The organism is Enterobacter sp. N5-15, assembly GCF_057221635.1.
The window spans coordinates 2,742,347-2,768,977 of record NZ_CM170150.1 but is presented as its reverse complement, the minus strand read 5'-3'; the positions used below and the strand labels follow the sequence as shown (position 1 = coordinate 2,768,977).

Sequence of the window (26,631 nt, the reverse complement as noted above, 5' to 3'; positions counted from 1 at the left end):
TTATGACCAAAAAATTTCTGGCAGTCGTATTGTTCACCGCTTTATTGGCAGGCGTCGTTGAAACGTCATATGCGATTGAATTATCGCAATACAATAAGCTCGAAACGGTAAGTCGCATCGTTAACGATAGCGAAGTGACAGACAATCTCAGGAAGACGCTGGGAAATCATTACCAGACCTTTATTGATAACTTTGATGTCTTCGGTGAACCGCATTCCACCCCAGGTGGCGGATTGTTTGTTGAGGGCTGGCTAAAGGATCTCTACCAGGAGAATGCGTCAGCGCTGGTCATCAATCCTGACGGAAAAATCTTTGCGGCCTGGGTGGTTCCGGAGTCGGACGTTATTCATTATCAGTCTTCTGATAAAAGCCCGGTTATTAATGCCGATATTCAGCAATGGGCTTCCAGATTCAATGCGAGGCATTTTGCAACGAACAGCCAATCAGGCCTCGCGTTTGACGGAGAATGGGCTGGCGAATACGAGAACGACTCAACGTTAACCCTGCGGTTAGCTGAATCAGGCAACCGTATCACCGGGTCTTATTGTTATATCTCCCAAAGAGGAAACCGCATAGATTGCCCGGAAGATGATGAGCGTAATCTTAGCGGTACGATCGCAGGCAATCGTGCCAACGTTGAGTTCAACTCATCGTTTGGCGGCGTAGGCGGACGGGCTGTTCTGGAAATAAAGGGGAGTGAAATGGAATGGCGTTTAGTGACTCCTCCTCAAAAAGGAAATTATTATGCTCCGCTGCGTTATACGTTGCGTAAAGCCGTTTCGGTTCATAGCGCTGAAACCAGAAAGCTCGACACCGAAAAGTTCTCTATTTCGCTGATAAACAAGTGCGGCCATTTTGATAGCGAATGTGACCAGATGGTTTATCTCGGCGTGCGCAAAAGCGATAACAGTACGATCTCCTTAAGGGGAAAAACGTTGCACGACTCCGCAGGTAAAATAATCGGCTCAACGTACAAGAATGGCGAGACCGTTTACACCGTGACGTATGCACCCGCGAAATTGGTTGTCAGCAAAGGCAGCCATGTTTTAGTCGAACAGTCAGGCCAGTGGCTTAAATAATAAAACAGCCAGCCAAAAGGCCAGCGTGGATTGGCCTTCTTGTTTCTCACCATATTAATCATCCCGAGTTCACTTATGAAATACACCCTCCAGGAAGGTTCGTTTTCCCTTTTTCCTGCTGCCTGGCAGGATAACAGCATGAACATTATTCGCGATGACGAAAGCGGGCTGTCCGTGGTGGTCAGTCGCGGCGTTATCCCTGATGGCAGCAACTATGAACAAGAGTTTCACCGCCAGTGGGATGTGCTGCGTCCTCAGATGGGCGAAATTGCCCAGAGCGAATTCCGGAACGTAAAGGCCGGGCCTGACGGAAAAATCAACGGGCTGGAAGTTGAGACGACGTTTGACCGTAACGGGCAGCGCCTGTGGCAAAAACAGCTGGCCATTCAGACGCCGGGCAAACCGGTACTGATGATTTTTACCCTTTCAGCACTCAGAGCATTCACCGAAGAGGACGAGGTGCGCTGGAGCGCGCTTAAGCAGAGTCTGACGCTAAACGACAACCGGAATGTGTAAGGCATGAGCGATAACAACGCGGCCCGTAAGGGCGACGAGATTATTCACTCCAGCATTTTTGCTGACATCACCAGCATCGTGGCGGAAGGTGCCGCCTATGCGGTGATCGGCGCGGCGGTAGGCGCAGCAGCAACCGTGGCGGCGCCATTGCTGGGGGCGGGGGCAGCGGCTGCAGGCGTGGCAGCAATTGGATCCAGCTGTCTGTTAAGCGGCATCATTGGCGGTGTGCTGGCGAACGTCGCGGGGATCACCGACGATATCAGCAACGCCGCTGAGGGATTAGGCAATGCGCTTTTTCCGCCGTCGCCTGCGGGTAAAATCACCACCGGTTCGAACAACGTTCTGACCAACGCAATCCCCGCCGCGCGCGCGGCGGGCACGCTGACGCCCGCCGATACACCGTCCCCTGAGCCACAGTCGCCGGGCAGCTTTGCCGATTACGCGGGCATGCTGCTTTCCGCCGCCGGACAGTTTGGCAGCGAAATGTGGCAGCCGAGCGTCGCCTCTGCCGCTGCGGGAACCTCGCCACTTGAAGAAGACAAGGTGGCGTGCGAAAAGCATTCCGGGCCGCAGTATCTGGCGGAAGGCTCTAAAAGCGTCTTTATCAACGGGCAGCCCGCGGTGCGTGCGAAAGATCGTACCACCTGCGAAGGCACCGTTTCCGACGACGTCTCCCCGAACGTGATCATCGGCGGGGACACCCTTACGGTCCGCGACATCAAAAGCGGTAAAACGCCGGGCCTGGCGCTAGGGATGATTGCGCTCTCCCTGCTGCGCGGGCGTCCGGGCAAGATCCTGAAAAACATGCCCTGCGCGCTGGCTTCAGCTGGCGGCGGGATGCTGGCCGATATGGCGGTCAACGCCGTGTTTGGTTCCTCGCACCCTGTTCATGCCGCCACCGGCGTGAAGGTGCTGAATGACGACGACGAACTCGATTTCTCGCTGCCGGGGCGCTTCCCGCTTCGCTGGCAGCGCAGCTACAACAGCCTGACCACCCGCGAAGGGCTGTTTGGACTGGGCTGGGCAACCACCTTTGACAGCTATCTGGCGCTGGAAGAAGACAACGCTACCTGGTTCGACGAAACCGGGCGCGAGCTGAGCTTCGAGCTGCCGCCTGTCGACCGCGCGTTTTACAGCATCAGCGAAGGCATCATTATCCGCCGTAATGAGAACGGCGACGTGGCGATTGCCGACGATGACGGTGCGGTATGGCGTCTGTACAAACCGACCCGGGCGAATCCATCCATCCTGCGTCTGGCCTCTCTCAGCGACGAATACGGCAACGCGCTGCTGACGGAGTGGGACGAGCAGGGCAGGCTGGTTGGTCTTCACGACGAGCCGCGGGTGATAGACGTTACCCTGCGCTATGAAGATGAACGATTCCCGCAGCGCGCTACCGCTGCCAGCCATTTCGACGGCAGCCAGACATGGCCGCTGATGCAGTGGGGCTACGACGCGCGCGGCCAGCTGGCGAGCGCGACGGATGCCTCCGGCGTGGTGACGCGTGAATACCGCTATAACGACCACGGCCTGATGGTCTGGCACCGGATGCCGGGCGGCCTGGAGAGCGAATATCGCTGGAAAAAATTCGACCACTGGCGCGTGGTGGAAAACCGCACCAGCACCGGCGACGGGTGCCGCTTTAGCTACGATTTAGCCGCCGGGCTGACGACCGTTGAGCACTACGACGGTCAGACGCGCCGCCACTACTGGAACGCGCAAAATCTGATTGTCCGCTACGTTGACGAGCGCGGTGAAAACTGGCGCTACGAGTGGGATGACAACGAACTTCTGACGCGTCGCATCGATCCGCTCGGAAACGCCGTCACCTTCGTCTACGACGAGATGGGAAACCGGGTTCAGGAGACCGACGCCGACGGCAATACCCGCACCACCGCCTGGCTGGAGCACCGCGCGCTTCCAGCGGCCATTATCGAAGCCGACGGCAGCGCCACCCGGTTCTGGTACGACGAACATCACGGGCTGAAGCGCGTGGTGGATCCGATGGGGCAGACTACGCAGCTGCGCCGGGACGCCTTCGGCCAGGTCATTGAAGAGGTTGATGCAGCCGGAAACAGCCGCTACCAGGAGTACAACGAGGCCGGGCAGATCGTTCGTGCGACGGACTGTTCCGGGCGTATTACCCGCTACCGCTATCATCCGCTGGGCTGGCTGGTGGCTGAAGTTAGCGCCGACGGTGAAGAGACCCGTTATCGCTACGACGCCGCAGGGCGTCCGGTACAGCTCGATCGTCCGGAAGGCTGGACGGAATCGCTCAAATGGAACGAACGTGGTCTGCCGGTGAAGCATGCGGGCGCTGACGGTAAAGAAAGTGAGTTCAGGTACGATGAGGCAGGGCGCTTAACCGCCACGCGTAACACTCTAGGCGAAGAGGTCCGTCGTCGCTGGGACAGCCGTGGGCGTCTGATTGCCCTGGAAAACGAAAACGGCGAAGCGTATCAGTTCCGCTGGGGCGCGGATTCGCTGCTGCTGGAAGAGATAGGGCTCGATGGCGTGGCCTCGCAGTATCGCTACGACGCCTGCGGACGCACGATAGCGCGCACGTTTGCCGCCGGTCATCCGGAGGCCATCACCCACGCCTTCGCCTGGAGCGCGAGCGGCCAGCTGGTCGCCCGTACCACGCCGGAAGGGCAGACACGCTACCGCTACACTCCTTCCGGGCTTTTAAGCCGGATAGGGCTGCATCCTGCGCTTTCAGCCGACGCGTGGACCACCGAGACAGAGCAGGAGCTCGCCTTTGACTATGACGCGCTTGGTCGCGTCACGCGCGAGGCGGGCGAGCACGGCGAGCTGGCGTGGGAGTATGACGCGCTGGGCAACCGCACCTCCGTCACGCTGCCCGACGGCCGCGAGCTGAAGCAGTTTTACTACGGCAGCGGGCATCTGCTCAGCATTGCTCTCGATAAGCTGTCGGTCTCTGATTTTACACGCGACGAACTCCACCGTGAGACCAGCCGCACTCAGGGGCTGCTGACCACCCGTAGCGAATACGACCGCCTTGGTCGGCTGCATCGCCGGGACGTCTTTACCGGCAATGCCCAGCGCCCGTCGCCGCGCCGCTGGTCCCGCCGCTGGGATTACGACTACCGCAATAACCTGGTGCGGGAAGAGCGGGACGATAATCCGTTCAGCTGGTACCGCTGGCAGTACGACAGCGCCGGGCGCCTGCTCGTTCAGGACGGCACGCTGCCCGGACAGGAGCAGTGGCGATGGGACGCTGCCGGTAACCCGCTCGAAGGGGCTGCTGAGAAGGTCACGCACAACCGCCTGACGCAGCTGAACGGCATTCGCTGGCGCTATGACATCCACGGCCGCACCGTGGAGAAAGATAACGGCCAGACCCGCTGGCACTACCGCTACGACGGCGAACATCGCCTGACGGAGGTCATCAGCCAGCCGCGGGACCGCAACAAGCCGCAGACGCAGGTCAGCTTCCGCTACGATCCGCTCGGGCGACGCATCAGCAAAACGCGACGCCAGATGCTGGGCGGACAGCCAACCGGCAAGCCGGTCACCACCCGGTTTGTCTGGGAAGGGTTCCGCCTGCTGCAGGAGGTGCACGGGGATGTGCCGCTCACCTACGTCTACAGCGATCAGGACAGCTACGACCCGCTGGCGCGTATTGATGGCGTTGATGCCCCTGAGATCTTCTGGTTCCACTGCCAGCCCAACGGCACGCCGGAGCGGATGACGGATATCGAAGGGCAGGTACGCTGGGAAGGCGTGAACAGCGCCTGGGGCAAGCTGCTGCGGGAAAGCGAGACGCAGGTATCAGGATATTCTCAGAACCTGCGGATGCAGGGGCAATACCTGGACCGTGAGACAGGGCTGCACTACAATCTGTTCCGGTATTATGACCCGGACTGCGGGCGGTTTACGCAGCATGACCCGATAGGGTTGGCGGGGGGGATTAACTTATATAAATATACTGTTAACCCTCTTACCTGGATAGATCCTCTGGGTTTAGCTGGTTGCACTTTAACAAAATCGAAGTCAAAAAATTACGAATACGTTTTAAAATTGAAACGCTCTGAATATCCTGCAACGTTTGGTCACATATCAGACGCGATCGATTTAGGACATGCAAAGGTTGTAACAATCCAACGAGGCTCTGCGAAAGCTAACAGGAAAACGAGTCTAAAAAATATCAAAACAAAGCCTGGTTATGATCGTGATGAATGGCCTATGGCGATGTTTAAAGAAGGCGGTGATGGCGCTAGCGTAAGATATATAGATCCTAGTGATAACCGTGGTGCAGGTTCAAGTATTGGTAATGTTTTATCAGAACTGCCAGATGGAACAAGAATAAAAGTCGAGGTAATATAATGAGTGATAAGAGCATGCAAACAGTAGATCTACTTATTTCGCATAGTCAAATATTGTTACGATCCCGAGATTATGACGAAAAGCTGAGTCAGTGGGGAAAAGGCAATGTTTCTCAAGGTGCTGTTCTACACAAGGATTATGTTATATTCGATCCATTACCAGAGGACGCGTTTGGAGCAAACGTCAATATCAAAATAGAGAATGCTTTTAAAATGGATGAAAATGCTCAGCGCTGTATTGTTGTGCCATTTTTCATTACGGATAAAGATAAGCTGCAAATCGCTTCTGCAACTGAGAAATTCGATTTAAATATAGATGTGAACGATAAGGTTTATTCACTCTTTTATGAGATTTGTGAAGGAGATGAAATTTACTATAATTTCACTCTTGTGCCGGCAAAAGAAGCTGTTGCTGCTAAGTTTTTGCTAGATGACCCTTGGGGAGGAATAAAAGATCATCCTCTCAAAGAAGGGGTTTTTTAAATTTAATATTAACCGGGAAATTTATCTCGGAAAAAAATCCACGCCTTGGCGTGGATTTTTTTTCATTCAAAACAAATCAGACGTTAAATAAGAAGTTCATCACATCGCCATCTTTAACGATGTAATCTTTCCCTTCCGCACGCATCTTGCCTGCTTCTTTCGCGCCTTGCTCACCTTTGTAGGTGATAAAGTCTTCAAACGCGATTGTCTGCGCACGAATAAAGCCTTTCTCAAAGTCGGTGTGGATCTTACCGGCCGCCTGAGGCGCGGTCGCACCCACAGGGATCGTCCACGCACGCACTTCTTTCACGCCAGCGGTGAAGTAGGTCTGCAGGTTCAGCAGCTCATAGCCTGCACGAATGACGCGGTTCAGGCCCGGCTCTTCCAGACCCAGCTCGGCCATGAACTCTTCACGGTCGGCGTCGTCCAGCTCGGCGATGTCGGATTCAACGGCAGCGCAAACCGCCACAACCACAGAACCTTCAGCCGCTGCGATTTCACGCACTTTGTCGAGGTACGGGTTATTCTCAAAACCGTCTTCGTTAACGTTGGCGATGTACATGGTTGGTTTCAGGGTCAGGAAGCTCAGGTATTTGATCGCCGCCTTGTCTTCTTCAGTCAGGTTTTTCAGCGCGCGCAGCATGCCCGCGTTTTCCAGCTGTGGCAGACATTTTTCTAGCGCAGCCAGTTCCGCTTTCGCGTCCTTGTCGCCGCCTTTGGCTTTCTTCTGCACGCGGTGAATCGCGCGTTCGCAGGTGTCGAGGTCAGAGAGCGCCAGCTCGGTGTTGATGACCTCGATGTCGTCAGCCGGATCCACTTTGTTGTTTACGTGGATGATGTTGTCGTTCTCGAAGCAGCGCACAACGTGGCCGATCGCTTCGGTTTCACGAATGTTGGTCAGGAACTGGTTACCCAGGCCTTCACCTTTGGATGCGCCTTTTACCAGGCCCGCGATGTCCACGAATTCCATGGTGGTTGGCAGAATGCGCTGCGGCTTCACGATTTCCGCGAGCTGGTCCAGACGCGGGTCCGGCATTGGCACAACGCCGGTGTTAGGTTCGATGGTACAGAACGGGAAGTTCGCCGCTTCGATACCCGCTTTGGTAAGCGCGTTAAACAGGGTGGATTTGCCCACGTTTGGCAGACCGACGATACCGCATTTGAATCCCATTTCTAAATCACCTTAATATCTTGATAATCAATCCGTTAACGTTAACCGATTGATGAAAAGTAAATAACTACGCCTATTATACACGTAACCCGCATGACGCGCGGTAAAAAAGCCGTATCGGGCGGATTATTGCGCTTTGAAAGCGTGCAAGCGGTTTGTCGCTTTGGTTAACCCATCTTTTAGCCAGATTTCGGTGCAGCGCGCCGCTTCGTCTACCGCCTCGTCAATCAGTTTCTGCTCAGAAACCGGGGGTTTACCGAGTACGAAACCGACAACTTTGCTTTTATCGCCCGGATGGCCGATTCCTACGCGCAAACGGTGGAAATTCGGGTTATTGCCCAGCTTGCTGATGATGTCTTTAAGACCGTTATGGCCGCCGTGCCCGCCGCCTAGTTTGAATTTTGCCACGCCGGGCGGGAGATCCAGCTCATCGTGGGCCACCAGAATTTCATCCGGATTGATGCGATAAAACGTTGCCATTGCCGACACGGCTTTACCGCTCAGGTTCATAAAGGTGGTGGGCACCAGTAAGCGAACATCCGCGCCAGCAAGGTTGATACGTGAGGTATACCCAAAGAATTTAGGTTCTTCACGCAGGGGAGCACGTAACCGCTCGGCCAGCAGATCGACGTACCATGCCCCGGCGTTGTGGCGGGTAGCCGCATATTCTGCGCCCGGGTTGGCGAGGCCGACAATCAGTTTAATCGTCACGATTCAATTCCTAATGGGTTCCAGATCTGGCGCGTAGTTTACTGTCTGGCGCGCCGCTTGACAAAATTCTGCGATCTTCTCAGCGAAATACGAATAATTTCTGATTTGAACAATTAGAATTTCAAGCTGTTCAAAGTCTTATTTGTAAACTTTTGTTTGGGAGTTATCTGTAATTGTGATCATTCACGCAACTCATAAAAGGGGCGTTGTCTATACTTTACACACAAGGATTAGGGGCTTTTCCCCTGACAACCCAAGGTTCCGGAGGTGACACATGAAACGCAAAAACGCTTCGTTACTCGGTAACGTGCTGATGGGATTGGGGCTGTTCGTGATGGTAGCCGGCGTGGGTTATTCAATTTTAAACCAGTTACCGCAGCTTGACCTCCCGCAATACTTTGCGCATGGCGCGATATTGAGCATCTTCGTTGGTGCGGTATTGTGGCTGGCAGGGGCTCGCGTGAGCGGCCATGAGGAAGTCTGTGACAAATACTGGTGGGTGCGCCACTACGATAAACGCTGTCGTCGCGACCAGCATAAGCACAGCTAGTGCTACGATAAAGAACGCCGAAACGGCTCCCGAGGGAGTCGTTTTTTTTTGCATCAAGGGTTGACCCTCACGTAACGTAAGGCTCCAGAGTGGCGCCACTGGCAAAGAAAAAGGAGCAGTTATGTTGATTCAGGTGGGTGAGCTGGCGAAACGTGCCGGGATCACCGTGCGGACATTGCACCACTATGAGCAAACAGGGTTGTTGCTGCCTTCTGCCAGAAGCGCGGCAGGTTACCGGCTTTACAACCTGGCGGATGTTCAGCGTCTGCACATGATCCAGGCGCTGGCAAAAGCGGGGCTGGAACTTGCTGAAATCAGGGATTTTCTGGAACAGGAGTCGCTGTCGTTAACCGAGTTACTCGATGCGCAAATCACGCTGCTGGATAAACAGCTGCGCAGCATACATACGCTGCGCGACCGTCTGGTGGAGCTGCGGACCGGGCTTATCGACGATGCGACGCCGGATCTGGAATCCTGGCTACAGACTCTGGAGTTAATGAATATGTACGATCGCTGGTTTAGCAAAGAAGAGTTACAGCAGCTGCCGTTTGCGGTGCAGAAGGATGCGCTGACGGCTATCTGGTCGGGGCTGGTTGCAGAGGCCAAAACGCTTCTGGAGCAACATATACCCGTTATGGACGCGCGAGCCATGGACCTGGCGACGCGCTGGATGGAACGTCTGGAGCAGGACACGGCGGGCAAGCCGGAGTTTCTCACCCGGCTGAACGAGATGCACAGCGTTGAACCGCAGATGCAGGTGCAGACCGGTATCACGCCTGAGATGACGGATTACATCACGCGCGCGTTTGCGGAATCTAAGCTCAGCATATGGGAGAAGTATCTCACTGCCGAAGAGATGGCCTATACCCGGGCACACTACTTTGACCGCATGATGGAGTGGCCGCCGCTGGTGGCGAAACTGCATCAGGCGCAGCGGGAAAATAGCGATCCTGCCTCGGAGGAGGCGCAAGAGCTGGCTGAAAACTGGCTGGTATTGTTCCAGTCTTACGCGGGCACGAACCCGGAGACCCAGCAAAAGTTTCGCACTGCCATGCAGCAGGAGGCGCACCTGATGAAAGGAACATGGATGACGCCTGCCGTGATTGCATGGCTCCAGCAGGCGATCGGGGTGATGATGCAGAGACGTTTCTCTGCATCAGGTCACTCACAGATCCGCTAACGCAGCTTCACGGTTAGGGTAGAAGGAGAGTCGGCCAGGGATAGGCTGCACGCCCGCGCGCGCCATGGTGCGCAGCGGCTGAAACTCCAGGTTACTCACCCGCAGCTCGCAGCCTTCCGGCAGACGTGCCACAAAGCGCTGGAAGGCATCCAGGCCGCCTGCATCCAGCACCGGTACAGCATCCCATTTCAGCACCACAACCCGTTTGCCCGCGATGCGGGACTCCAGATCGCTAAACAAACCTTCCGCCGCGGCGAAGAACAGCGGGCCAATCACGCGCAGCACCAGCACATCGTCAGGCACCTCGACGTTAACCGGGGAAAGGCGCGTCATCTGCGCGATGCGGCGCATAAACAGCAGGGACGCCAGCACGATCCCGACGCTGATGGCGATAACCATGTCGAACAGCACGGTCAGCGACATGCAGATCAGCATCACGATGATGTCGTCTTTCGGCGCGCGTCGCAGCAGGTTCACCACCTTATGCGCCTCACTCATGTTCCAGGCCACCATCAGCAGCAGGGCGGCCATGGCGGAAAGCGGCAGCCAGGAGAGCAGCGGGGCGAGGATCAGCAGAGCGAGGATCACCAGCACGGAGTGGATGACCGCCGAAACGGGTGAGGTTGCCCCCGCGCGCACGTTGGCCGCAGAACGGGCGATGGCTGCCGTTGCGGTAATACCGCCGAAGAACGGCGCGACGAGGTTGCCTAACCCCTGACCGACCAGCTCGCTGTTGGCTTTGTGTTTGGTGCCGGTCATACCGTCCAGAACGACGGCACAGAGCAGGGATTCAATTGCCCCCAGCATCGCCATAGAGAACGCGGCGGGAAGCAGGGCACGGAGGGAATCCCAGCTTAGGGTGAAGCTGGAGCCGGGCATGTCCCACGGGAGCACCAGCTGCGGTAACAGTTGCGGAATGCCGCTACCCTGTGAACCGTCCGCCAGAACATAGTGGAACTGTGAGCCGATAGTCGCGACATGGCCACCGAACATATTGACGAGGGCCATCACCGCGCAGCCCAGCAGCAGCGCGGGAAGGTGGCCCGGCAGACGGATCCCCAGACGAGGCCAGACGATCAGCGTGCCCAGCGTCACAATCCCAATGGCGGCGTCGCCCAGGTTGGCCGTCGGCAGCGCCATAAACAGCGCCCCTACTTTTTGCAGGTAGTGTTCCGGTACGTGGGGCATCTGTAGGCCGAGGAAGTCCTTGATCTGCATGGTTCCGATGGTGATACCAATCCCCGAGGTGAATCCCAGCGTCACGGAAAGGGGGATGTACTCGATCAGCCGCCCGAAGCGGGCCAGGCCAAACAGAATCAAAAAGACGCCGGACATCAGGGTGGCGACCAGCAGGCCTGCCAGACCAAACTGCTGCGAAACCGGGTAGAGGATCACCACGAAGGCGGCGGTCGGGCCGGAAACGCTGAAGCGTGAGCCGCCCGTCAGGGCAATGACGATCCCGGCAACGGCCGAGGTGTACAGGCCGTACTGCGGCGCAACGCCGCTGCCAATTGCCAGCGCCATCGCCAGCGGGATGGCGATAATGCCGACGGTGATCCCGGCAATCAGGTCACGGACAAAGCGTGACGAGGTGTACTTCTCTTTCCAGCAGGCGTCGATGAGGGCGCGAAAGGGCAGAACATGTGAGGAGGTTACGTTTTTCACAATTATCTATCATCCGTATGCGCATCATCTGTCATGTGAATGGCAGGTGAAGGAGGCATTAATCATACAAATAAAACCCAGAGACAAAAAAACCCGCCGCAGCGGGTTTTTCGGCCGTGTTCGATTAGTGTTCGAACATTGCTGAGATTGATTCTTCGTTGCTGATACGACGAATCGCTTCGGCCAGCATCCCGGACAGGGTCAACGTACGCACGTTTGGCAGGGCTTTGATCTCGTCGCTCAGTGGAATGGTATCGCATACCACCACTTCGTCAATGACGGAGTTGCGCAGGTTGTTTACCGCGTTACCGGAGAAGATCGGGTGAGTTGCGTAGGCGAACACGCGCTTAGCACCACGCTCTTTCAGCGCTTCAGCGGCTTTACACAGCGTACCGCCAGTATCGATCATGTCGTCAACCAGCACGCAGTCACGGCCAGCAACGTCACCGATGATGTGCATCACCTGAGAAACGTTAGCGCGCGGACGGCGTTTGTCGATGATCGCCATGTCGGTATCGTTCAGCAGCTTAGCGATAGCACGGGCACGTACCACGCCGCCGATGTCCGGAGAAACCACGATTGGGTTATCCAGGTTCAGCTGCAGCATGTCTTCCAGCAGAATTGGGCTGCCGAATACGTTATCAACCGGGACGTCGAAGAAGCCCTGGATCTGCTCTGCGTGCAGGTCAACGGTCAGTACGCGGTCAACGCCGACGCTGGACAGGAAGTCAGCGACAACTTTAGCGGTGATTGGCACACGTGCGGAACGGACGCGACGGTCCTGACGGGCATAGCCGAAGTAAGGGATTACAGCAGTGATACGGCCTGCTGAAGCGCGACGCAGGGCGTCGACCATAACAACCAATTCCATCAGGTTGTCGTTTGTTGGAGCACAGGTGGACTGGATGATGAAAATATCACCACCGCGTACATTTTCGTTAATTTGTACGCTGACTTCGCCGTCGCTAAAGCGACCTACGGCGGCGTCGCCGAGGGAAGTGTACAGGCGGTTGGCAATACGTTGTGCTAGTTCCGGGGTGGCGTTACCAGCAAAAAGCTTCATATCAGGCACGAGAAGAACCTCAGGCATGCGTCCAGTGGTGGATAGCGTTCGCCGCAAACTGTGCGGGCCAGGCAAATGCTATCCAGGCGGTGTATTAAAGAGCGCGATGCAACGTCTGGAACAGGGTGACGTTGTCACCGAAACTCAGTCTGCGCCAGAATGGCTTGCTGTAGGGGGGAGGTGTTCATCCCACGTGCTACAAAACCATGCAGCCAAACCGGCGCTTGCTCAAGCACCTGACGAGCGGCGGATTCGGTGTCAAATTCAGCAAAGACACAGGCCCCTGTGCCAGTCAGGCGCGACGGCGCGTATTCTAACAGCCAGGAAAGCACCGCATCAACCTCGCGAAAACGTTTTCTTGCGATATCCTCGCAATCGTTGCTGAATTCACAATTTAATAACGTTTCTATTGACCGAATCGGGGTATTCCTTTTCAGGTCAGGATCTTTAAAGATGACCGGGGTCGGAATGCTCACGCCAGGGTGGGCAACCAGATACCATTTCTCCGGCGGTTCAGCCGGGGAGAGGATCTCACCCACGCCCTCAGCAAAGGCCGCATGACCGCGAACAAACACTGGGACATCCGCTCCCAGCGTCAGGCCGAGGGCTGCCAGTTCGTCCTTCGACAGCCCGCAGTCCCAGAGATGGTTCAGCGCAACCAGCACGGTGGCGGCGTTGGATGAGCCACCGCCCAGACCGCCGCCCATCGGCAGGCGCTTCTCGATACGGATATCCGCACCGCTTCCCGCAGGCAGACGGCCCGATTCCGCCGCGGCTTTCATCAGCAGGCGCGAGGCGCGCACGATCAGGTTGTCCTCATGCGCCACGCCTTCCACCGGCGTTAGCAGGCAAATCTGCCCGTCCTGGCGCAGTTCAATGGAGATCGTGTCGCCATAGTCAATAAACTGAAACAGCGTCTGCAGGGTGTGATAACCGTCAGCACGCTGGCCGGTGATGTATAAAAACAGGTTCAGCTTTGCCGGAGAGGGCCAGTGGGTCATCATTTAACGATCCAGTTGTCCATTTTCAGCTTGATGCGCTGGCTGCCCTGAGTCAGTTCCATATTCGATGGCAGCGACGGTTTACTCTTACTGTCATAGGCGCTGTACACCACTTTCCAGGTTTTACCGTTCTGCGTGTAGTTCACCTGGCTCAGACGATACTGGTCGTCAAGGGTGTAGTCAGTTGCCTCACCCGGCAGGCCCAGGATCCACTGGCGCAGGCTGTTGAGCGGGATAGGCATCCCGGTCAGCTTGCCAATCATCTCTTCGGCATCGGTCGCGGTATAGTGCTGGCCTTTGTTATCGGTGATCTGCGCTTCACCCGGTTTCGCGATAAGCTCCAGCTCGGTGCTGCCCAGCGGGTTCAGCAGCAGCAGGCGATAGTTGTCCTGACCCGTCTGCTGCCAGAAGAAGCGGGCATAAACCTTTTGTTCGTCAGAGAGATAAGCGAAAGCGCCGCGGGTCTGGTACTGGTTCAAATTACGGATGTCCTGCTGGTGCTGACGCCACTGCGGTGAATCAGGGCTTTTGCCCGGGCCTTTTGGTTGGGTGACGGTACATGCGGTCAGAACCAGTGCTGCCAGCGGCAGCAGGCGAATCAGTCGGGTCATAATGAGGACAAATCCTTGAGAAACGTTGCAGTTATAACTGTTAATGCTAGCGTCGAAGGGGGCTACCGTCTACGTTCAAATTATCTCAAAGGGTTGTATCTACCCTAAATAATTCAAGCTGCATGAAGGCGGCAAGAGAGTGAATCCCCAGGAGCATAGATAACTATGTGATTGGGGTGAACGAGCGCAGCCAACGCGCATGCAGCTTGAAGTATGACGGGTATAAGCTATTACTCCGAAAGGGGGCAGTCCCTTTTATTGATCTCGCGCATCCTGTATGATGCGTTCTGCTAACCTTATTAACGCTGGTACTACTCCCGCTCAACATGACCCTATTAGCACTCGGCATCAACCACAAAACGGCTCCGGTTTCGCTGCGAGAACGCGTGACGTTTTCGCCGGATACGCTTGACCTGGCGCTGGACAGCCTGCTTGCACAGCCGATGGTGCAGGGTGGCGTGGTGCTCTCGACGTGCAACCGTACCGAGCTGTATTTAAGCGTGGAAGAGCAGGACAACCTGCATGAAGCGCTGATCCGCTGGTTATGCGACTACCACAATCTCAACGAAGACGAGCTGCGCAATAGCCTGTACTGGCATCAGGACAACGATGCCGTCAGCCACCTGATGCGCGTCGCCAGCGGGCTGGATTCGCTGGTGCTGGGCGAGCCGCAGATCCTGGGGCAGGTGAAAAAAGCGTTTGCGGACTCGCAAAAAGGGCACCTGAAGGCCAGCGAGCTGGAGCGCATGTTCCAGAAGTCGTTCTCCGTGGCGAAGCGTGTGCGAACGGAAACCGACATTGGTGCCAGTGCGGTTTCCGTTGCTTTCGCGGCCTGCACCCTTGCACGCCAAATCTTTGAATCCCTGTCTACCGTCACCGTGATGCTGGTGGGTGCGGGCGAAACCATCGAACTTGTGGCGCGCCATCTGCGCGAGCATAAAGTGAAAAAGATGATTATCGCTAACCGTACCCGCGAACGCGCGCAGGTGCTGGCGGATGAAGTGGGCGCAGAGGTGGTTGCCCTGAGCGACATCGATGAACGCCTGAAAGAGGCGGACATTATTATCAGCTCTACCGCCAGCCCGCTGCCGATTATCGGAAAAGGGATGGTGGAGCGTGCGCTGAAGTCCCGTCGCAATCAGCCGATGCTGCTGGTGGATATCGCCGTCCCGCGCGATGTTGAGCCGGAAGTGGGCAAGCTGCCTAACGCCTACCTCTACAGCGTGGATGACCTGCAAAGCATCATTTCGCACAACCTCGCCCAGCGTAAAGCGGCGGCGGTTCAGGCGGAAACCATTGTTGAGCAGGAAACCAGTGAGTTTATGGCCTGGCTGCGCGCGCAAAGCGTCAGCGAGACCATCCGCGAGTATCGCGGGCAGGCGGAGCAGGTGCGTGATGACCTGACTGCCAAAGCGTTAGCGGCCCTTGAACAGGGCGGTGACGCAAATGCAATTATGCAGGACCTGGCGTGGAAACTGACCAACCGCCTGATCCATGCACCAACCAAATCTCTTCAGCAGGCCGCCCGTGACGGGGATGATGAACGCCTGACCATTCTGCGCAACAGCCTCGGGCTGGAATAGCGCCCTATACCCATTTTCTAAGACAAGGTGCACTTACGCCTATGAAGCCTTCTATCGTCGCTAAACTGGAAGCTCTGCACGAGCGCCATGAAGAAGTACAGGCGCTGCTCGGGGATGCCGGGACCATCGCAGATCAGGAACGTTTTCGCGCGCTCTCGCGTGAATACGCGCAGTTAAGTGATGTTTCTAAATGCTTTACCGACTGGCGACAGGTTCAGGAAGATATTGAAACCGCGCAGATGATGCTCGACGATCCTGAAATGCGCGAGATGGCGCAGGAAGAGTTGCAGGACGCGAAAGCGCGTTCTGAAGAGATGGAGCAGCAGCTTCAGGTGCTTCTGCTGCCGAAGGATCCGGACGATGAGCGTAACGCGTTTGTGGAAGTGCGCGCCGGTACCGGCGGTGACGAAGCGGCCCTGTTTGCCGGGGATCTGTTCCGCATGTACAGCCGCTACGCCGAATCGCGTCGCTGGCGCGTGGAGATCATGAGCGCCAACGAAGGCGAACATGGTGGCTACAAAGAGGTTATCGCCAAGATCAGCGGCGACGGCGTGTACGGTCGTCTCAAGTTTGAATCCGGCGGTCACCGCGTGCAGCGCGTACCGGCCACCGAATCTCAGGGACGCATTCACACCTCAGCCTGTACGGTAGCGGTGATGCCGGAGCTGCCGGAAGCAGAACTGCCGGACATCAATCCGGCGGACCTGCGTATTGATACTTTCCGCTCCTCTGGCGCGGGCGGTCAGCACGTCAACACCACCGACTCTGCCATCCGTATTACCCACCTGCCAACCGGCATCGTCGTCGAATGCCAGGACGAGCGTTCACAGCACAAAAACAAAGCCAAAGCGCTGTCCGTGCTGGGCGCGCGTATCCACGCAGCTGAAATGGCGAAACGTCAGCAGGCGGAAGCGTCTACGCGTCGTAACCTGCTGGGCAGCGGCGATCGCAGCGACCGTAACCGCACCTATAACTTCCCGCAGGGCCGCGTAACCGACCACCGCATCAACCTGACGCTGTACCGTCTGGACGAGGTGATGGAAGGGAAGCTGGATATGCTGATCGAGCCTATCGTGCAGGAATACCAGGCCGACCAGCTGGCGGCACTGTCCGAGCAGGACTAATGGATTTTCAGCACTGGTTACGTGAGGCGGCCGGAGAGCTTTCAGAAAGCGAAAGCCCGAAGCGCGATGCCGAAATTTTGCTTGAGCATGTGACGGGTAAAGCCCGTACGTATCTGCTGGCTTTTGGCGAAACCGAACTGACCGCAGAGCAGGAAGCGCAGCTCGCCGCGCTGCTTGCCCGTCGTAAAACCGGCGAGCCGGTGGCGCACCTTGTCGGTGAACGTGAGTTCTGGTCGTTACCGCTGTACGTCTCGGCGGCGACGCTGATCCCGCGTCCGGACACCGAATGTCTGGTTGAGCAGGCGCTTGCGCGTTTACCGGCGGCGGCCTGCAGCATTCTCGATCTCGGTACGGGAACAGGTGCTATCGCGCTGGCGCTCGCCACCGAGCGGCCCGACTGCGCTGTGACGGCGGTGGACGTAATGCCCGACGCGGTGGCGCTGGCGCAGCGTAACGTGGAACGTCTCGGGCTCCGCAACGTGACGGTGCTGCAAAGCAGCTGGTTTGCCGCGCTGGAGAATCGCTCATTTACGATGATTGTCAGCAATCCTCCTTACATCGACGAACATGACCCGCACCTTGCCCAGGGAGATGTTCGCTTCGAACCGCTCACGGCGCTCGTGGCCGCCAACGCGGGATTAGCCGATCTTGATCACATTGTGACAACGTCACGGGAGCATTTACTTCCCGGCGGCTGGCTACTCGTGGAGCATGGCTGGACGCAGGGAGAAGCCGTGCGGGTACTGTTTACGCAAGCAGGTTACGCTGCAGTCGAAACCTGCTGCGACTACGGCGGCAACGAACGCCTGACTCTGGGGCAGTTGCTATGAAAACAGGCTATCTGCCATTTACTGATAAAGGCGCATGGCTGACTGAAAAGCTGTTTGGCGTTATCATCTACATCGTTTTGAGTTTTATCGCGCCTGAGCGTCATTGTTCGCTTAGTCGTTACTGGGGTAAGTCATGAGGTCCTTAGCCGATTTCGAATTTAATAAAGTGCCGCTTTGCGATGGCATGATCCTGATTTCTGAGATGATTCGCGACGATTTTACGTCGCAGTTTGTCTACGATGAGCTGGAGAATCTGGTCAGCCTGGCGCGTGAAGAGATTAATCAGGCTCGCCCGCAGGACTGGCAATTAGAGAAGCTGCTGGAGCTTTTCTACGGCGAATGGGGTTTCTGCGACACGCGGGGCGTATATCGTCTGTCTGACGCGTTATGGCTGGACCAGGTCTTAAAAAATCGTCAGGGCAGCGCCGTGGCGCTGGGCTCTATTTTGCTGTGGGTCGCGCACCGTCTGGATATTCCGCTGGTCCCGGTCATTTTCCCGACGCAGATGATCCTGCGTGCAGAGTGGCTGGACGGCGAAATGTGGCTCATTAATCCCTTCAACGGCGACACGCTGGATGAACATACGCTGGACGTTTGGCTGAAAGGCAATATCAGCCCGGTGGCTGAGCTCTTCAACGAAGATCTCGACGAGGCGGATAACGCCGAGGTCATTCGCAAGCTGCTGGATACGCTGAAGTCCGCGTTAATGGAAGAGCGTCAGATGGAGCTGGCGCTGCGCGCCAGTGAAGTGCTGCTGCAGTTCAACCCGGAAGACCCGTACGAAATTCGCGATCGCGGGCTGATCTATGCGCAGCTCGACTGTGAGCACGTGGCGCTGAATGATTTGAATTATTTCGTCGAGCAGTGTCCGGAAGACCCCATTAGCGAAATGATTCGTGCGCAGATCAACGCGATCTCGCACAAGCAAATTACACTGCATTAATCTTAATTCCGATTCACACCTGAATAAGGCGATCCTATGAAACAAAAAGTGGTTAGCATTGGTGATATCAAGGTAGCAAACGACCTGCCGTTCGTACTGTTTGGCGGCATGAACGTGCTGGAATCCCGCGACCTCGCCATGCGTATCTGCGAACACTACGTGACCGTGACCCAGAAGCTGGGCATCCCGTACGTGTTTAAGGCCTCTTTTGACAAAGCCAACCGCTCCTCCATCAACTCTTACCGTGGCCCGGGCCTGGAAGAGGGAATGAAAATTTTCCAGGAGCTGAAGCAGACCTTTGGCGTGAAAGTGATCACCGACGTGCATGAAGCCTCACAGGCGCAGCCGGTGGCAGACGTGGTCGACGTGATTCAGCTCCCGGCATTCCTGGCTCGCCAGACCGACCTGGTTGCGGCGATGGCGAAAACCGGTGCTGTTATCAACGTGAAGAAACCACAGTTCGTCAGCCCGGGTCAGATGGGCAACATCGTCGATAAATTTATCGAAGGTGGCAACGACAAGGTGATCCTGTGTGACCGTGGCGCTAACTTCGGTTACGACAACCTGGTTGTCGACATGCTGGGCTTCAGCGTGATGAAAAATGTCTCCGGCCAGTCTCCGGTGATTTTCGACGTGACCCACGCCCTGCAGTGCCGCGACCCGTTCGGCGCCGCGTCCGGTGGCCGTCGTGCCCAGGTGACCGAGCTGGCGCGTGCCGGTATGGCGACCGGCCTGGCAGGTCTGTTTATTGAAGCGCACCCGGATCCGGCAAATGCGAAATGCGACGGCCCATCTGCGCTGCCGCTGGATAAGCTGGAGCCGTTCCTGAAACAGATCAAAGCGATTGACGATCTGGTGAAGAGCTTCGACGAGCTGGATACCAGCAACTAATAAAAAACCCGCTTCGGCGGGTTTTTTTATGGGCATATTGCCGTGTGGCGCTGCGCTTACCCGGCCTACAAAACCCGTAGGCCCTGCAAGTGAAGCGCCGCTGGGCAAAAAGGCTACGCAAAAATCGTCATCAAATAGGCAATAAACAACGCCATATGCGCCGCGCCGTTCAGCACGTTGGTGCGTCCTGTGGAGAACGAAATCTGGCACAGCAGCAGAGAGGCGACCATCACAACCATCTCCGGCGCACCCAGCGCAAACTGCAGCTCGTTGCCCGTCATAAAGGCAATCAGCGTCACCACCGGGACGGTGAGTGAAATCGTCGCCAGTACGGAGCCGAAGAACAGGTTCATTGCGCGCTGCACCTGATTATTCAACACCGCTTTCAGCGCGCCCAGCCCTTCAGGGGACAGAATCAGCAGGGCCACCAGGAAGCCGGTAAACGCTACCGGCGCGTTCAGCTCGGTTAACAGCGTTTCCAGCGGGTTGGCATTCATCTTGGTGACCGCAATCACCGCAATCAGATGCACGATCAGCCAAACCGTATGCCATGCGCTGCTGTGGGCCGACGGCTTGCCGTGGTGCGGGTCATCATCATCGCCGTCATCTTCATGCTCGTACACAAACAGGCTCTGGTGCGTTTTGGTCTGAATCAACAGGAACACGCCGTACATGGCGGCTGAAATGAGCGCGACCAGCAGCGCCTGACCGGTAGAAAAATTCGCGCCCGGCAGCGCCATCGGGAAGACCAGTACGATAATAGCCAGCGGGAAGAGGGCAATCAGATACTGTTTGATGCCGAACAGGTTCATATACTGGGTCGCGAACTTGCGGCCGCCCAGCAGCAGAGAGAAGCCCACCAGGCCGCCCGTCACAATCATAATGATCGAGTAGAGCGTGTCGCGCATCAGCGTCGGCGCGGCATCGCCGGTTGCCATGAGCGCGGAAATCAGGCTGACTTCGAGAATCACGACGGAAAGGCTGAGAATTAACGATCCGTACGGCTCGCCCAGACGGTGGGCCAGGACGTCCGCATGGCGAACGACGCTAAACGCGCTGGTTAAGATGCCGACCAGGGCAAGAATATTGATACCAACCACCACTGGCAGTGACTGACTGCTTCCCCAGAAGAGCAGCACAGCCAGTGCCAGAACCGGGAAAATGAGTGACGTCTCCTTGTGGCGGGTCTTTACCGCCTCGTGTGTTGCTGTCATGTGCTTCTCCATCAATGCAGGTGCTTGTAATTATAGATAGATTTTTGAGGTCATTAAACTAACAGATCTCTGTTAAATACCCTTTATTTTTTACTTAATTTTACCCTTTGTCATAATTTTGTTTCTTGATGGGTAAAATGCAGAGTCTTTGTTTATTAGTCATTAAATAACAATGTATTAAAAATATAATGTCCTCATAAATTATTGCCGGGTGGCACCATGCCATATCGTCGTCCACACTTATCTCTTTAGCCAAAAGAGAGGTCAGTGATGCCCTATAAAACGAAACGCGAATTACCCGATAACGTGCAAAACGTGCTGCCCGCCCACACGCAGGATATCTACAAAGAGGCGTTTAACAGCGCATGGGATCAATACAAAGATAAGGACGATCGCCAGGATGATGCCAGCCGTGAAGAGACGGCGCACAAAGTCGCCTGGGCCGCCGTAAAACATGAATATGAGAAAGGAGACGACGATAAATGGCATAAAAAGAAATAGCCGTGAAATAATTCGCTGCCTTCATTTTGACTTTTCAGGCGGTTGAACTTCCGTTGTATTGCAACTGGTCCGCTAATTGCTTATCGTTATTTAACTGCTGGCAAAATGACCAGCACATAATGCCGGGAAGGCGAATTACAGATGTCGCAAGGAAGCATGCAGTGGCGGAGGTGTAAAGTGTTAACGCGTGATTTCTTAATGAAGGCAGATTGTAAGACGGCATTTGGTGCTATTGAGGAATCGCTTCTCTGGTCAGCTGAACAACGTGCGGCGTCACTCGCTGCCACGCTTGCCTGCCGCCCGGATGATGGCCCGGTATGGATTTTTGGCTACGGCTCCCTGATGTGGAACCCGGCTCTGGAATTTGTCGAATCGGCAACGGGCACGCTGCCTGGCTGGCATCGCGCATTTTGCCTGCGACTGACGGCCGGACGCGGCAGCGCGTGCCAGCCGGGGCGCATGCTTGCACTGAAAGAGGGCGGGCGCACCACGGGCGTGGCGTATCGCCTTCCGGATGCCACGCTGGAAGAGGAGCTCACGCTGCTCTGGAAGCGCGAGATGATCACCGGCTGCTATATGCCGAGCTGGTGCAAGCTGGAACTGGACGACGGTCGTACCGTCAATGCGCTGGTGTTTATTATGGACCCGCGCCATCCGCTGTATGAAGCGGATACTCGTACGCAGGTGATTGCCCCGTTGATTGCCGCCGCGAGCGGGCCGCTGGGCACCAACGCGCAGTATCTCTTCTCTCTCGATCAGGAGCTAACCCGCCTCGGCATGAAGGACGACTGTCTGAATGAGCTGGTGATGAAGGTGAAGGCGCTGCTGGAAGGGAACCCGCTCAACGGCACGCTGCGAGCAGGCTTTGCCTGATAATACGCCCGGCTCGCCGGGCGTTTAATCTTATGCGGCCACGTAGCTGACGGAATGCTCCAGCGACTGACTGTGGCTGTCGATCAGCACATCCCACGTGCCGGTATACGGCACGGTAAGCCACGCTTTATCATCCTGCACGGTCAGAATATCCGCCTGGGATTGTTTTTGTGCTTTCGCACTCATCAGATGAATACGACAGCGCTCTGAGCAACGCACCACTACCGTATCCCCGCCAAACAGTTTCAAACTTGTTTTTACCAGTGCCATTTTTTACCCCGTCGATTTTGCCCATCCCGAGCGTGATATTGTTCACAAATTACTCATTGCATAACACCAAAGCGGGGGGCGAGGGATGATGATTTTGATCAAAAAATGGCATAACGTTTAAACAAAAATGACAAAATGCCTGAAAGCATTCAGCTGGCGCGGGTTTTACCCGGTAAACCCGCGCCGAAATAAAATTAAATGCGGAAATGGCCAGCTGTTTCAGCAAGGTCGCCCGCCTGGCTCTGCAGGGCACCCGCGGCGGCGGCGGATTCCACCACCAGCTCGGCGTTCTGCTGCACCATGCGGTCGAGATGGGTCACCGCGTGGTTGATCTCGTGAATGCCTTTCATCTGCTCGCTGGTGGCGATGGAAATTTCGCGCATGATACCGGAGACGCTGCCGATGCTGGAGCGGATCTCATCCATGCTTTCCCCTGCCAGATGCACGTAGCGGGAGCCGGTTGCCACGCTGTCGGTGGTGGAATCAATCAGCGATTTGATCTCTTTCGCCGCCTGAGCGCTGCGGCTCGCCAGGTTACGCACTTCGCCGGCTACAACGGCAAACCCGCGCCCCTGCTCACCGGCACGCGCCGCCTCGACGGAGGCGTTCAGCGCCAGAATGTTGGTCTGGAAAGCAATGCCGTCAATTACGCTGGTGATATCGCCAATTTTTGCCGACGCGACTTCAATGGACTGCATGGTGCTGATTGCCTGCGATACCACCTCGCCGCCGCGCGCCGCGGCCGCAGAGGCTTTGCTCGCCTGATCGTTGGCTTCTGCTGCCGATTCATTCGACTGCGTCACGGAGGCGGTGATCTGCTCTACTGCGCTGGCCGTCTCGCGCAGGCTGGATGCCGCCTGCTCGGTGCGTCCGGAAAGATCCTGGTTACCTGCGGCAATCTCCTGCGCCGCGTTTTTCACCGATTCACTGGCATCCCGGAGCTGCACCATCACCACCGACAGCTTATCGCTGAAGGCGTTAAAGGCCTGGGCAATCTGCGCGACTTCGTCCTCGCCGCTGTCCGGCAGGCGCTGGGACAGATCGTTAGTCCCGTTGGCAATGTTGTGCATCGCGTCGCGAATGTCGGACAGACGCTTCAGCAGGCGGGCAATCAGGAAGTGAACAATGGCCGCGCTCAGGAGTGCCAGGATCACCAGCGAAATCGCCGATGCTTTGAGCAGGGAACGCATGCCGGAGGTGGCGTCACCATTGTCGAGCGCGACGACTAGCAGCCAGTTAGTGCCCGGTACGGCTGTCGCCACGAAGGTTTTTTCAGCGTCGTTCAGCGTTCCGTCAACCGGCGTACCGCTTTTCAGCGCAGCAAAATCAATGCCTTTGATCGTCTCAGCAAAGGGTTTGAGCGTCAGGGCCGGATCGTTAGCGGCAATCACGCTGCCGTCACTGTTCAGAAGCAACCCGCTGCTGGCCGGGGTTGGATGGATCCCGCGCACGTTAGCCACCACGCTGTCCATGGCCACATCGCCCGCCACCACCGCTTTCAGGGTGCCATTTTCTTTCACCGGCACGGCAAACGTCACCACCAGCTTACCGGTCCCCGCGTCAACGTAGGGTGCGGTGACAACCGGACCGTCCGTGCTGACCACCTGCTGATACCACGGGCGAATGGTCGGGTCATAATCCGCCGGGACGCCCGCCGGTTCAGAGAATTTCGCCGTTTTGCTGGCGTAGCCAACATAGACGTTGGTGAATCCACCCGCCTGCGCAAGCTGTTTAAACACCGGAACCGGATCGTCGCTCAGCGCAACGGTCTGCGCGGAGGCAATCACCGTCATCTTGCTTTTTACCCAGTCGGCAATCGCCATGTTATGGCTGGCGCTGGTGCTGGTCAGGATATCGCGCTGGGACTGCTGGTTATCCTGACGTGTGACCTGGAAGTTGATTACGGTATTAAGGAGGAGGGCGACGACCAGACAGCCTGCCGTCGCAACGATGATGCGTGCACGAATCGATCTGAACATAAGTGAAATACCTGCTGTGTTGTTTCCATGCCTATCGGCAACCCCGCAGGTAAACTTGATGCTGAAACCGCGTCCATAAGAAAATAATATTTTTACGAGTTTATTATTAAAAAGTTAATACTTTATCGGCGGTCAGGGTCCACTCCGCCAGCTCGACCAGCGTTCCGATTTCCACGCCATCAATCAGCGGCAGCGAGGTAATGCCGCGCCCGTCGGTGCAGGTCTTGCACAGCTTCACCGGCACGTTTTGCGCGGTCAGGATCTCCAGCATCTGCTGAATGTTATAGCCCTCTGCCGGTTTTTGACCCTTCAGCCCCGCGGTGACCGCGTCCGACATTAAAAAGAGCCGTAACGCCAGGTCGCTCTCTTTTTCACGAAGCGCAATGGCCAGGCGCAGGCTGTTAAAAAGGGATTCGCTGCCGTAGGCCGCACCGTTGGCGACGATCACAATCTTTTGCATGTTGACTCCTGTTCTTATAAAGGCACGAATAATATAGGGTTTACCGAGTTTACGCTGCTTGCAGCCGACAATAAACTTCAGGATATTCCTGAAATGTCCCGTAAGGCTGCAATTCTTTCCCAATGACGTTAAGGTAAGAGGGTCTTTAACAAAACTCAGGCGCAAATCCCGACGTTGATGGCTGTATCGTCCCGCATTCTTTTGCTGTTATTACTCCCCCTTCTTACGGCAGGAGCCGTTCACGGTGCGCCGAATTCCTTTATCCAGCAGGCACAACATCCGTTCGACAACAATGGGGACAGTTTGCCTGACCTCGGCATGGCGGCACCAACGGGCGAGGGGGAGAAGCACCTGGCCGAAATGGCGAAAGCCTTCGGTGAAGCAAGCATGACCGATAACAGTCTGACAACGGGCGAGCAGGCGCGTCAGTTTGCATTTGGTCAGGTGCGCGACGCGGTGAGCGGCGAAGTGAACCAGCAGATTGAATCCTGGCTTTCGCCCTGGGGTAACGCCAGCGTGAACTTGCTGGTAGATAACGATGGCAAATTTAACGGCAGCAGCGGGAGCTGGTTTATTCCCTGGAACGATAACAACCGTTATCTGAGCTGGAGCCAGCTTGGCCTGACCCAGCAGACGGATGGTCTGGTGAGTAACGCAGGAATCGGTCAGCGCTGGGTCGCCGGGAAATGGCTGCTGGGTTACAACACGTTTTACGATAACCTTCTGGATGAAAATCTGCAGCGTGCCGGACTGGGCGCGGAAGCGTGGGGGGAAAATCTGCGCCTGTCAGCCAACTATTATCAGCCCTTTGCCGGCTGGCGCGACCGCTCCGACGTCCAGGAGCAGCGCATGGCGCGCGGATATGACGTCACCGCTAAAGCCTGGCTGCCGTGGTTCCATCATCTCAATACCAGCGTCAGCTTCGAGCAATACTTTGGCGATAACGTCGACCTCTTCAATAGCGGAACCGGCTATCACAATCCGGTGGCGGTGAATCTGGGGCTTAACTATACCCCCGTTCCGCTGGTCACCTTGACCGCCGCGCATAAGCAGGGCGAAAGCGGCGTGAGCCAGAATAACCTCGGACTGAAGCTCAACTATCGCTTTGGCGTGCCGCTGGTTAAGCAGCTTTCCGCTGGTGAAGTTGCCGCCACGCGCTCCCTGCGCGGAAGCCGCTATGACTCGCCGGAGCGCAATAGCCTGCCGGTGATGGAGTTCCGCCAGCGTAAAACGCTGTCCGTGTGGCTGGCGACGCCACCGTGGGATCTGAAAGGGGGCGAGACCGTCATGCTGAAGCTTCAGGTTCGCAGTGCGAACGGCATTCGTCAGATCCACTGGCAGGGGGATACGCAGGCATTGAGCCTCACGTCGCCGGCTAAAAGCAACAGCAGCGACGGCTGGAGCGTGATTATGCCTGCCTGGGATGACCGTGAAGGGGCGACAAACCGCTGGCACCTGTCGGCGGTGGTGGAAGATGAGAAAGGCCAGCGCGTCTCGTCCAATGAGATCGCGCTGACCGTCGTGCAGCCGCTGGTCGCATTGCCGGACAACGACCCGCGCTGGAAGCTTCTGCCGGAGGAGTAATCC

The 26,631-nt window shown here is 56.5% G+C and carries 24 protein-coding genes and 1 pseudogene; 15 read left to right on the top strand and 10 right to left on the bottom strand.

Features of this window, described 5'->3' with window-relative positions; genetic code table 11:
* Positions 1-2: 2 nt before the first annotated feature.
* From AC2TE5_RS13170 to comJ, 4 genes are all read left to right on the top strand, one after another.
* Positions 3-1,079 carry a hypothetical protein gene (locus AC2TE5_RS13170; protein ID WP_484611784.1) on the top strand — a complete coding sequence of 359 codons (1,077 nt, stop codon included), beginning with the start codon at positions 3-5 and terminating at the stop codon, positions 1,077-1,079.
* Between the two features lie 75 nt (positions 1,080-1,154).
* Positions 1,155-1,595: a DcrB-related protein gene (locus tag AC2TE5_RS13165; RefSeq protein WP_159514385.1), complete on the top strand. Its 441-nt coding sequence runs from the start codon at positions 1,155-1,157 to the stop codon at positions 1,593-1,595.
* Between the two features lie 3 nt (positions 1,596-1,598).
* Entirely contained in the window at positions 1,599-5,942 is a 4,344-nt protein-coding gene (locus AC2TE5_RS13160) for an RHS repeat-associated core domain-containing protein (RefSeq protein ID WP_484611783.1), read from the top strand.
* A complete protein-coding gene (comJ, locus tag AC2TE5_RS13155) occupies positions 5,942-6,424 on the top strand; it encodes a competence protein ComJ (protein WP_484611782.1) in 483 nt (160 codons plus the stop codon). Before AC2TE5_RS13160 ends, comJ begins: the two co-directional genes overlap by 1 nt.
* A 76-nt stretch (positions 6,425-6,500) precedes the next feature.
* On the opposite strand, the gene ychF is transcribed toward comJ, so the two are convergent.
* Both ychF and pth read right to left on the bottom strand, forming a co-directional pair.
* Positions 6,501-7,595, bottom strand: a complete 1,095-nt coding sequence (gene ychF / locus AC2TE5_RS13150) for a redox-regulated ATPase YchF (RefSeq protein ID WP_023312134.1) — start codon at positions 7,593-7,595, stop codon at positions 6,501-6,503.
* 126 nt (positions 7,596-7,721) lie between these two features.
* On the bottom strand, positions 7,722-8,306 hold the full coding sequence (gene pth, locus AC2TE5_RS13145; RefSeq protein WP_213327806.1) for an aminoacyl-tRNA hydrolase: 585 nt from the start codon (positions 8,304-8,306) through the stop codon (positions 7,722-7,724).
* A gap of 274 nt (positions 8,307-8,580) precedes the next feature.
* Between pth and ychH the strand changes: the two genes are divergently transcribed.
* Positions 8,581-8,856, top strand: a complete 276-nt coding sequence (gene ychH / locus AC2TE5_RS13140) for a stress-induced protein YchH (protein WP_032656663.1) — start codon at positions 8,581-8,583, stop codon at positions 8,854-8,856.
* Between the two features lie 121 nt (positions 8,857-8,977).
* Entirely contained in the window at positions 8,978-10,036 is a 1,059-nt protein-coding gene (locus tag AC2TE5_RS13135) for a MerR family transcriptional regulator (RefSeq protein ID WP_484611781.1), read from the top strand.
* On the opposite strand, the gene dauA is transcribed toward AC2TE5_RS13135, so the two are convergent.
* The 4 genes from dauA to lolB all read right to left on the bottom strand — a co-directional run bounded on the left by dauA (position 10,022) and on the right by lolB (position 14,376).
* Positions 10,022-11,701 carry a C4-dicarboxylic acid transporter DauA gene (gene dauA / locus AC2TE5_RS13130; RefSeq protein WP_211137652.1) on the bottom strand — a complete coding sequence of 560 codons (1,680 nt, stop codon included), beginning with the start codon at positions 11,699-11,701 and terminating at the stop codon, positions 10,022-10,024. The two genes, AC2TE5_RS13135 and dauA, sit on opposite strands and share 15 nt — an antisense overlap.
* Positions 11,702-11,825: 124 nt before the next feature.
* Positions 11,826-12,773 (bottom strand): ribose-phosphate diphosphokinase, encoded by a 948-nt coding sequence (gene prs / locus AC2TE5_RS13125; RefSeq protein WP_003856663.1) that lies wholly within the window; start codon positions 12,771-12,773, stop codon positions 11,826-11,828.
* A gap of 125 nt (positions 12,774-12,898) precedes the next feature.
* Positions 12,899-13,768, bottom strand: a complete 870-nt coding sequence (ispE, locus tag AC2TE5_RS13120) for a 4-(cytidine 5'-diphospho)-2-C-methyl-D-erythritol kinase (RefSeq protein WP_484611780.1) — start codon at positions 13,766-13,768, stop codon at positions 12,899-12,901.
* Positions 13,765-14,376 (bottom strand): lipoprotein insertase outer membrane protein LolB, encoded by a 612-nt coding sequence (lolB, locus tag AC2TE5_RS13115; protein WP_484611779.1) that lies wholly within the window; start codon positions 14,374-14,376, stop codon positions 13,765-13,767. The genes ispE and lolB overlap by 4 nt, the downstream gene beginning before the upstream one ends.
* A gap of 326 nt (positions 14,377-14,702) precedes the next feature.
* Here lolB and hemA point away from each other — a divergent pair, with 326 nt between their 5' ends.
* The 6 genes and pseudogenes from hemA (at position 14,703) to kdsA (ending at position 19,747) form a co-directional block, all read left to right on the top strand.
* A complete protein-coding gene (gene hemA / locus AC2TE5_RS13110; RefSeq protein ID WP_023335999.1) occupies positions 14,703-15,959 on the top strand; it encodes a glutamyl-tRNA reductase in 1,257 nt (418 codons plus the stop codon).
* Between the two features lie 41 nt (positions 15,960-16,000).
* Positions 16,001-17,083, top strand: coding sequence for a peptide chain release factor 1 (prfA, locus tag AC2TE5_RS13105; protein ID WP_023335998.1), 1,083 nt, complete (start codon positions 16,001-16,003; stop codon positions 17,081-17,083).
* The gene (prmC, locus tag AC2TE5_RS13100) at positions 17,083-17,913 is read left to right on the top strand and encodes a peptide chain release factor N(5)-glutamine methyltransferase (protein WP_484611778.1); all 831 of its coding nucleotides are present in this window, start codon (positions 17,083-17,085) and stop codon (positions 17,911-17,913) included. The genes prfA and prmC overlap by 1 nt, the downstream gene beginning before the upstream one ends.
* Positions 17,910-18,005: pseudogene (locus AC2TE5_RS13095) on the top strand (siroheme synthase); the annotation flags it as partial. The gene prmC and the pseudogene AC2TE5_RS13095, both read left to right, overlap by 4 nt.
* 41 nt (positions 18,006-18,046) lie before the next feature.
* Positions 18,047-18,856: an invasion regulator SirB1 gene (gene sirB1 / locus AC2TE5_RS13090; protein WP_023312124.1), complete on the top strand. Its 810-nt coding sequence runs from the start codon at positions 18,047-18,049 to the stop codon at positions 18,854-18,856.
* Between the two features lie 36 nt (positions 18,857-18,892).
* Positions 18,893-19,747, top strand: coding sequence for a 3-deoxy-8-phosphooctulonate synthase (kdsA, locus tag AC2TE5_RS13085; RefSeq protein WP_029741601.1), 855 nt, complete (start codon positions 18,893-18,895; stop codon positions 19,745-19,747).
* 113 nt (positions 19,748-19,860) lie between these two features.
* On the opposite strand, the gene chaA is transcribed toward kdsA, so the two are convergent.
* Positions 19,861-20,961, bottom strand: coding sequence for a sodium-potassium/proton antiporter ChaA (gene chaA / locus AC2TE5_RS13080; protein WP_213327801.1), 1,101 nt, complete (start codon positions 20,959-20,961; stop codon positions 19,861-19,863).
* A gap of 270 nt (positions 20,962-21,231) precedes the next feature.
* On the opposite strand from chaA, the gene chaB reads away from it, so the two are divergent.
* Together chaB and AC2TE5_RS13070 are read left to right on the top strand one after the other, a co-directional pair.
* Entirely contained in the window at positions 21,232-21,462 is a 231-nt protein-coding gene (gene chaB / locus AC2TE5_RS13075) for a putative cation transport regulator ChaB (RefSeq protein ID WP_484611777.1), read from the top strand.
* Positions 21,463-21,639: 177 nt separating this feature from the next.
* Positions 21,640-22,335: a gamma-glutamylcyclotransferase gene (locus tag AC2TE5_RS13070; protein ID WP_484611776.1), complete on the top strand. Its 696-nt coding sequence runs from the start codon at positions 21,640-21,642 to the stop codon at positions 22,333-22,335.
* A 30-nt stretch (positions 22,336-22,365) separates the two neighbouring features.
* Here AC2TE5_RS13070 and AC2TE5_RS13065 read toward each other — a convergent pair whose 3' ends face one another.
* The 3 genes from AC2TE5_RS13065 to AC2TE5_RS13055 all read right to left on the bottom strand — a co-directional run bounded on the left by AC2TE5_RS13065 (position 22,366) and on the right by AC2TE5_RS13055 (position 25,044).
* Positions 22,366-22,605, bottom strand: a complete 240-nt coding sequence (locus AC2TE5_RS13065; protein ID WP_013096243.1) for a DUF1883 domain-containing protein — start codon at positions 22,603-22,605, stop codon at positions 22,366-22,368.
* 194 nt (positions 22,606-22,799) lie between these two features.
* A complete protein-coding gene (locus tag AC2TE5_RS13060; RefSeq protein WP_484611775.1) occupies positions 22,800-24,584 on the bottom strand; it encodes a methyl-accepting chemotaxis protein in 1,785 nt (594 codons plus the stop codon).
* 106 nt (positions 24,585-24,690) lie between these two features.
* On the bottom strand, positions 24,691-25,044 hold the full coding sequence (locus AC2TE5_RS13055; protein ID WP_213327799.1) for a DsrE/DsrF/TusD sulfur relay family protein: 354 nt from the start codon (positions 25,042-25,044) through the stop codon (positions 24,691-24,693).
* 177 nt (positions 25,045-25,221) lie between these two features.
* On the opposite strand from AC2TE5_RS13055, the gene AC2TE5_RS13050 reads away from it, so the two are divergent.
* Entirely contained in the window at positions 25,222-26,628 is a 1,407-nt protein-coding gene (locus AC2TE5_RS13050) for a YchO/YchP family invasin (RefSeq protein ID WP_484611774.1), read from the top strand.
* The last annotated feature ends 3 nt before the right edge of the window (positions 26,629-26,631 follow it).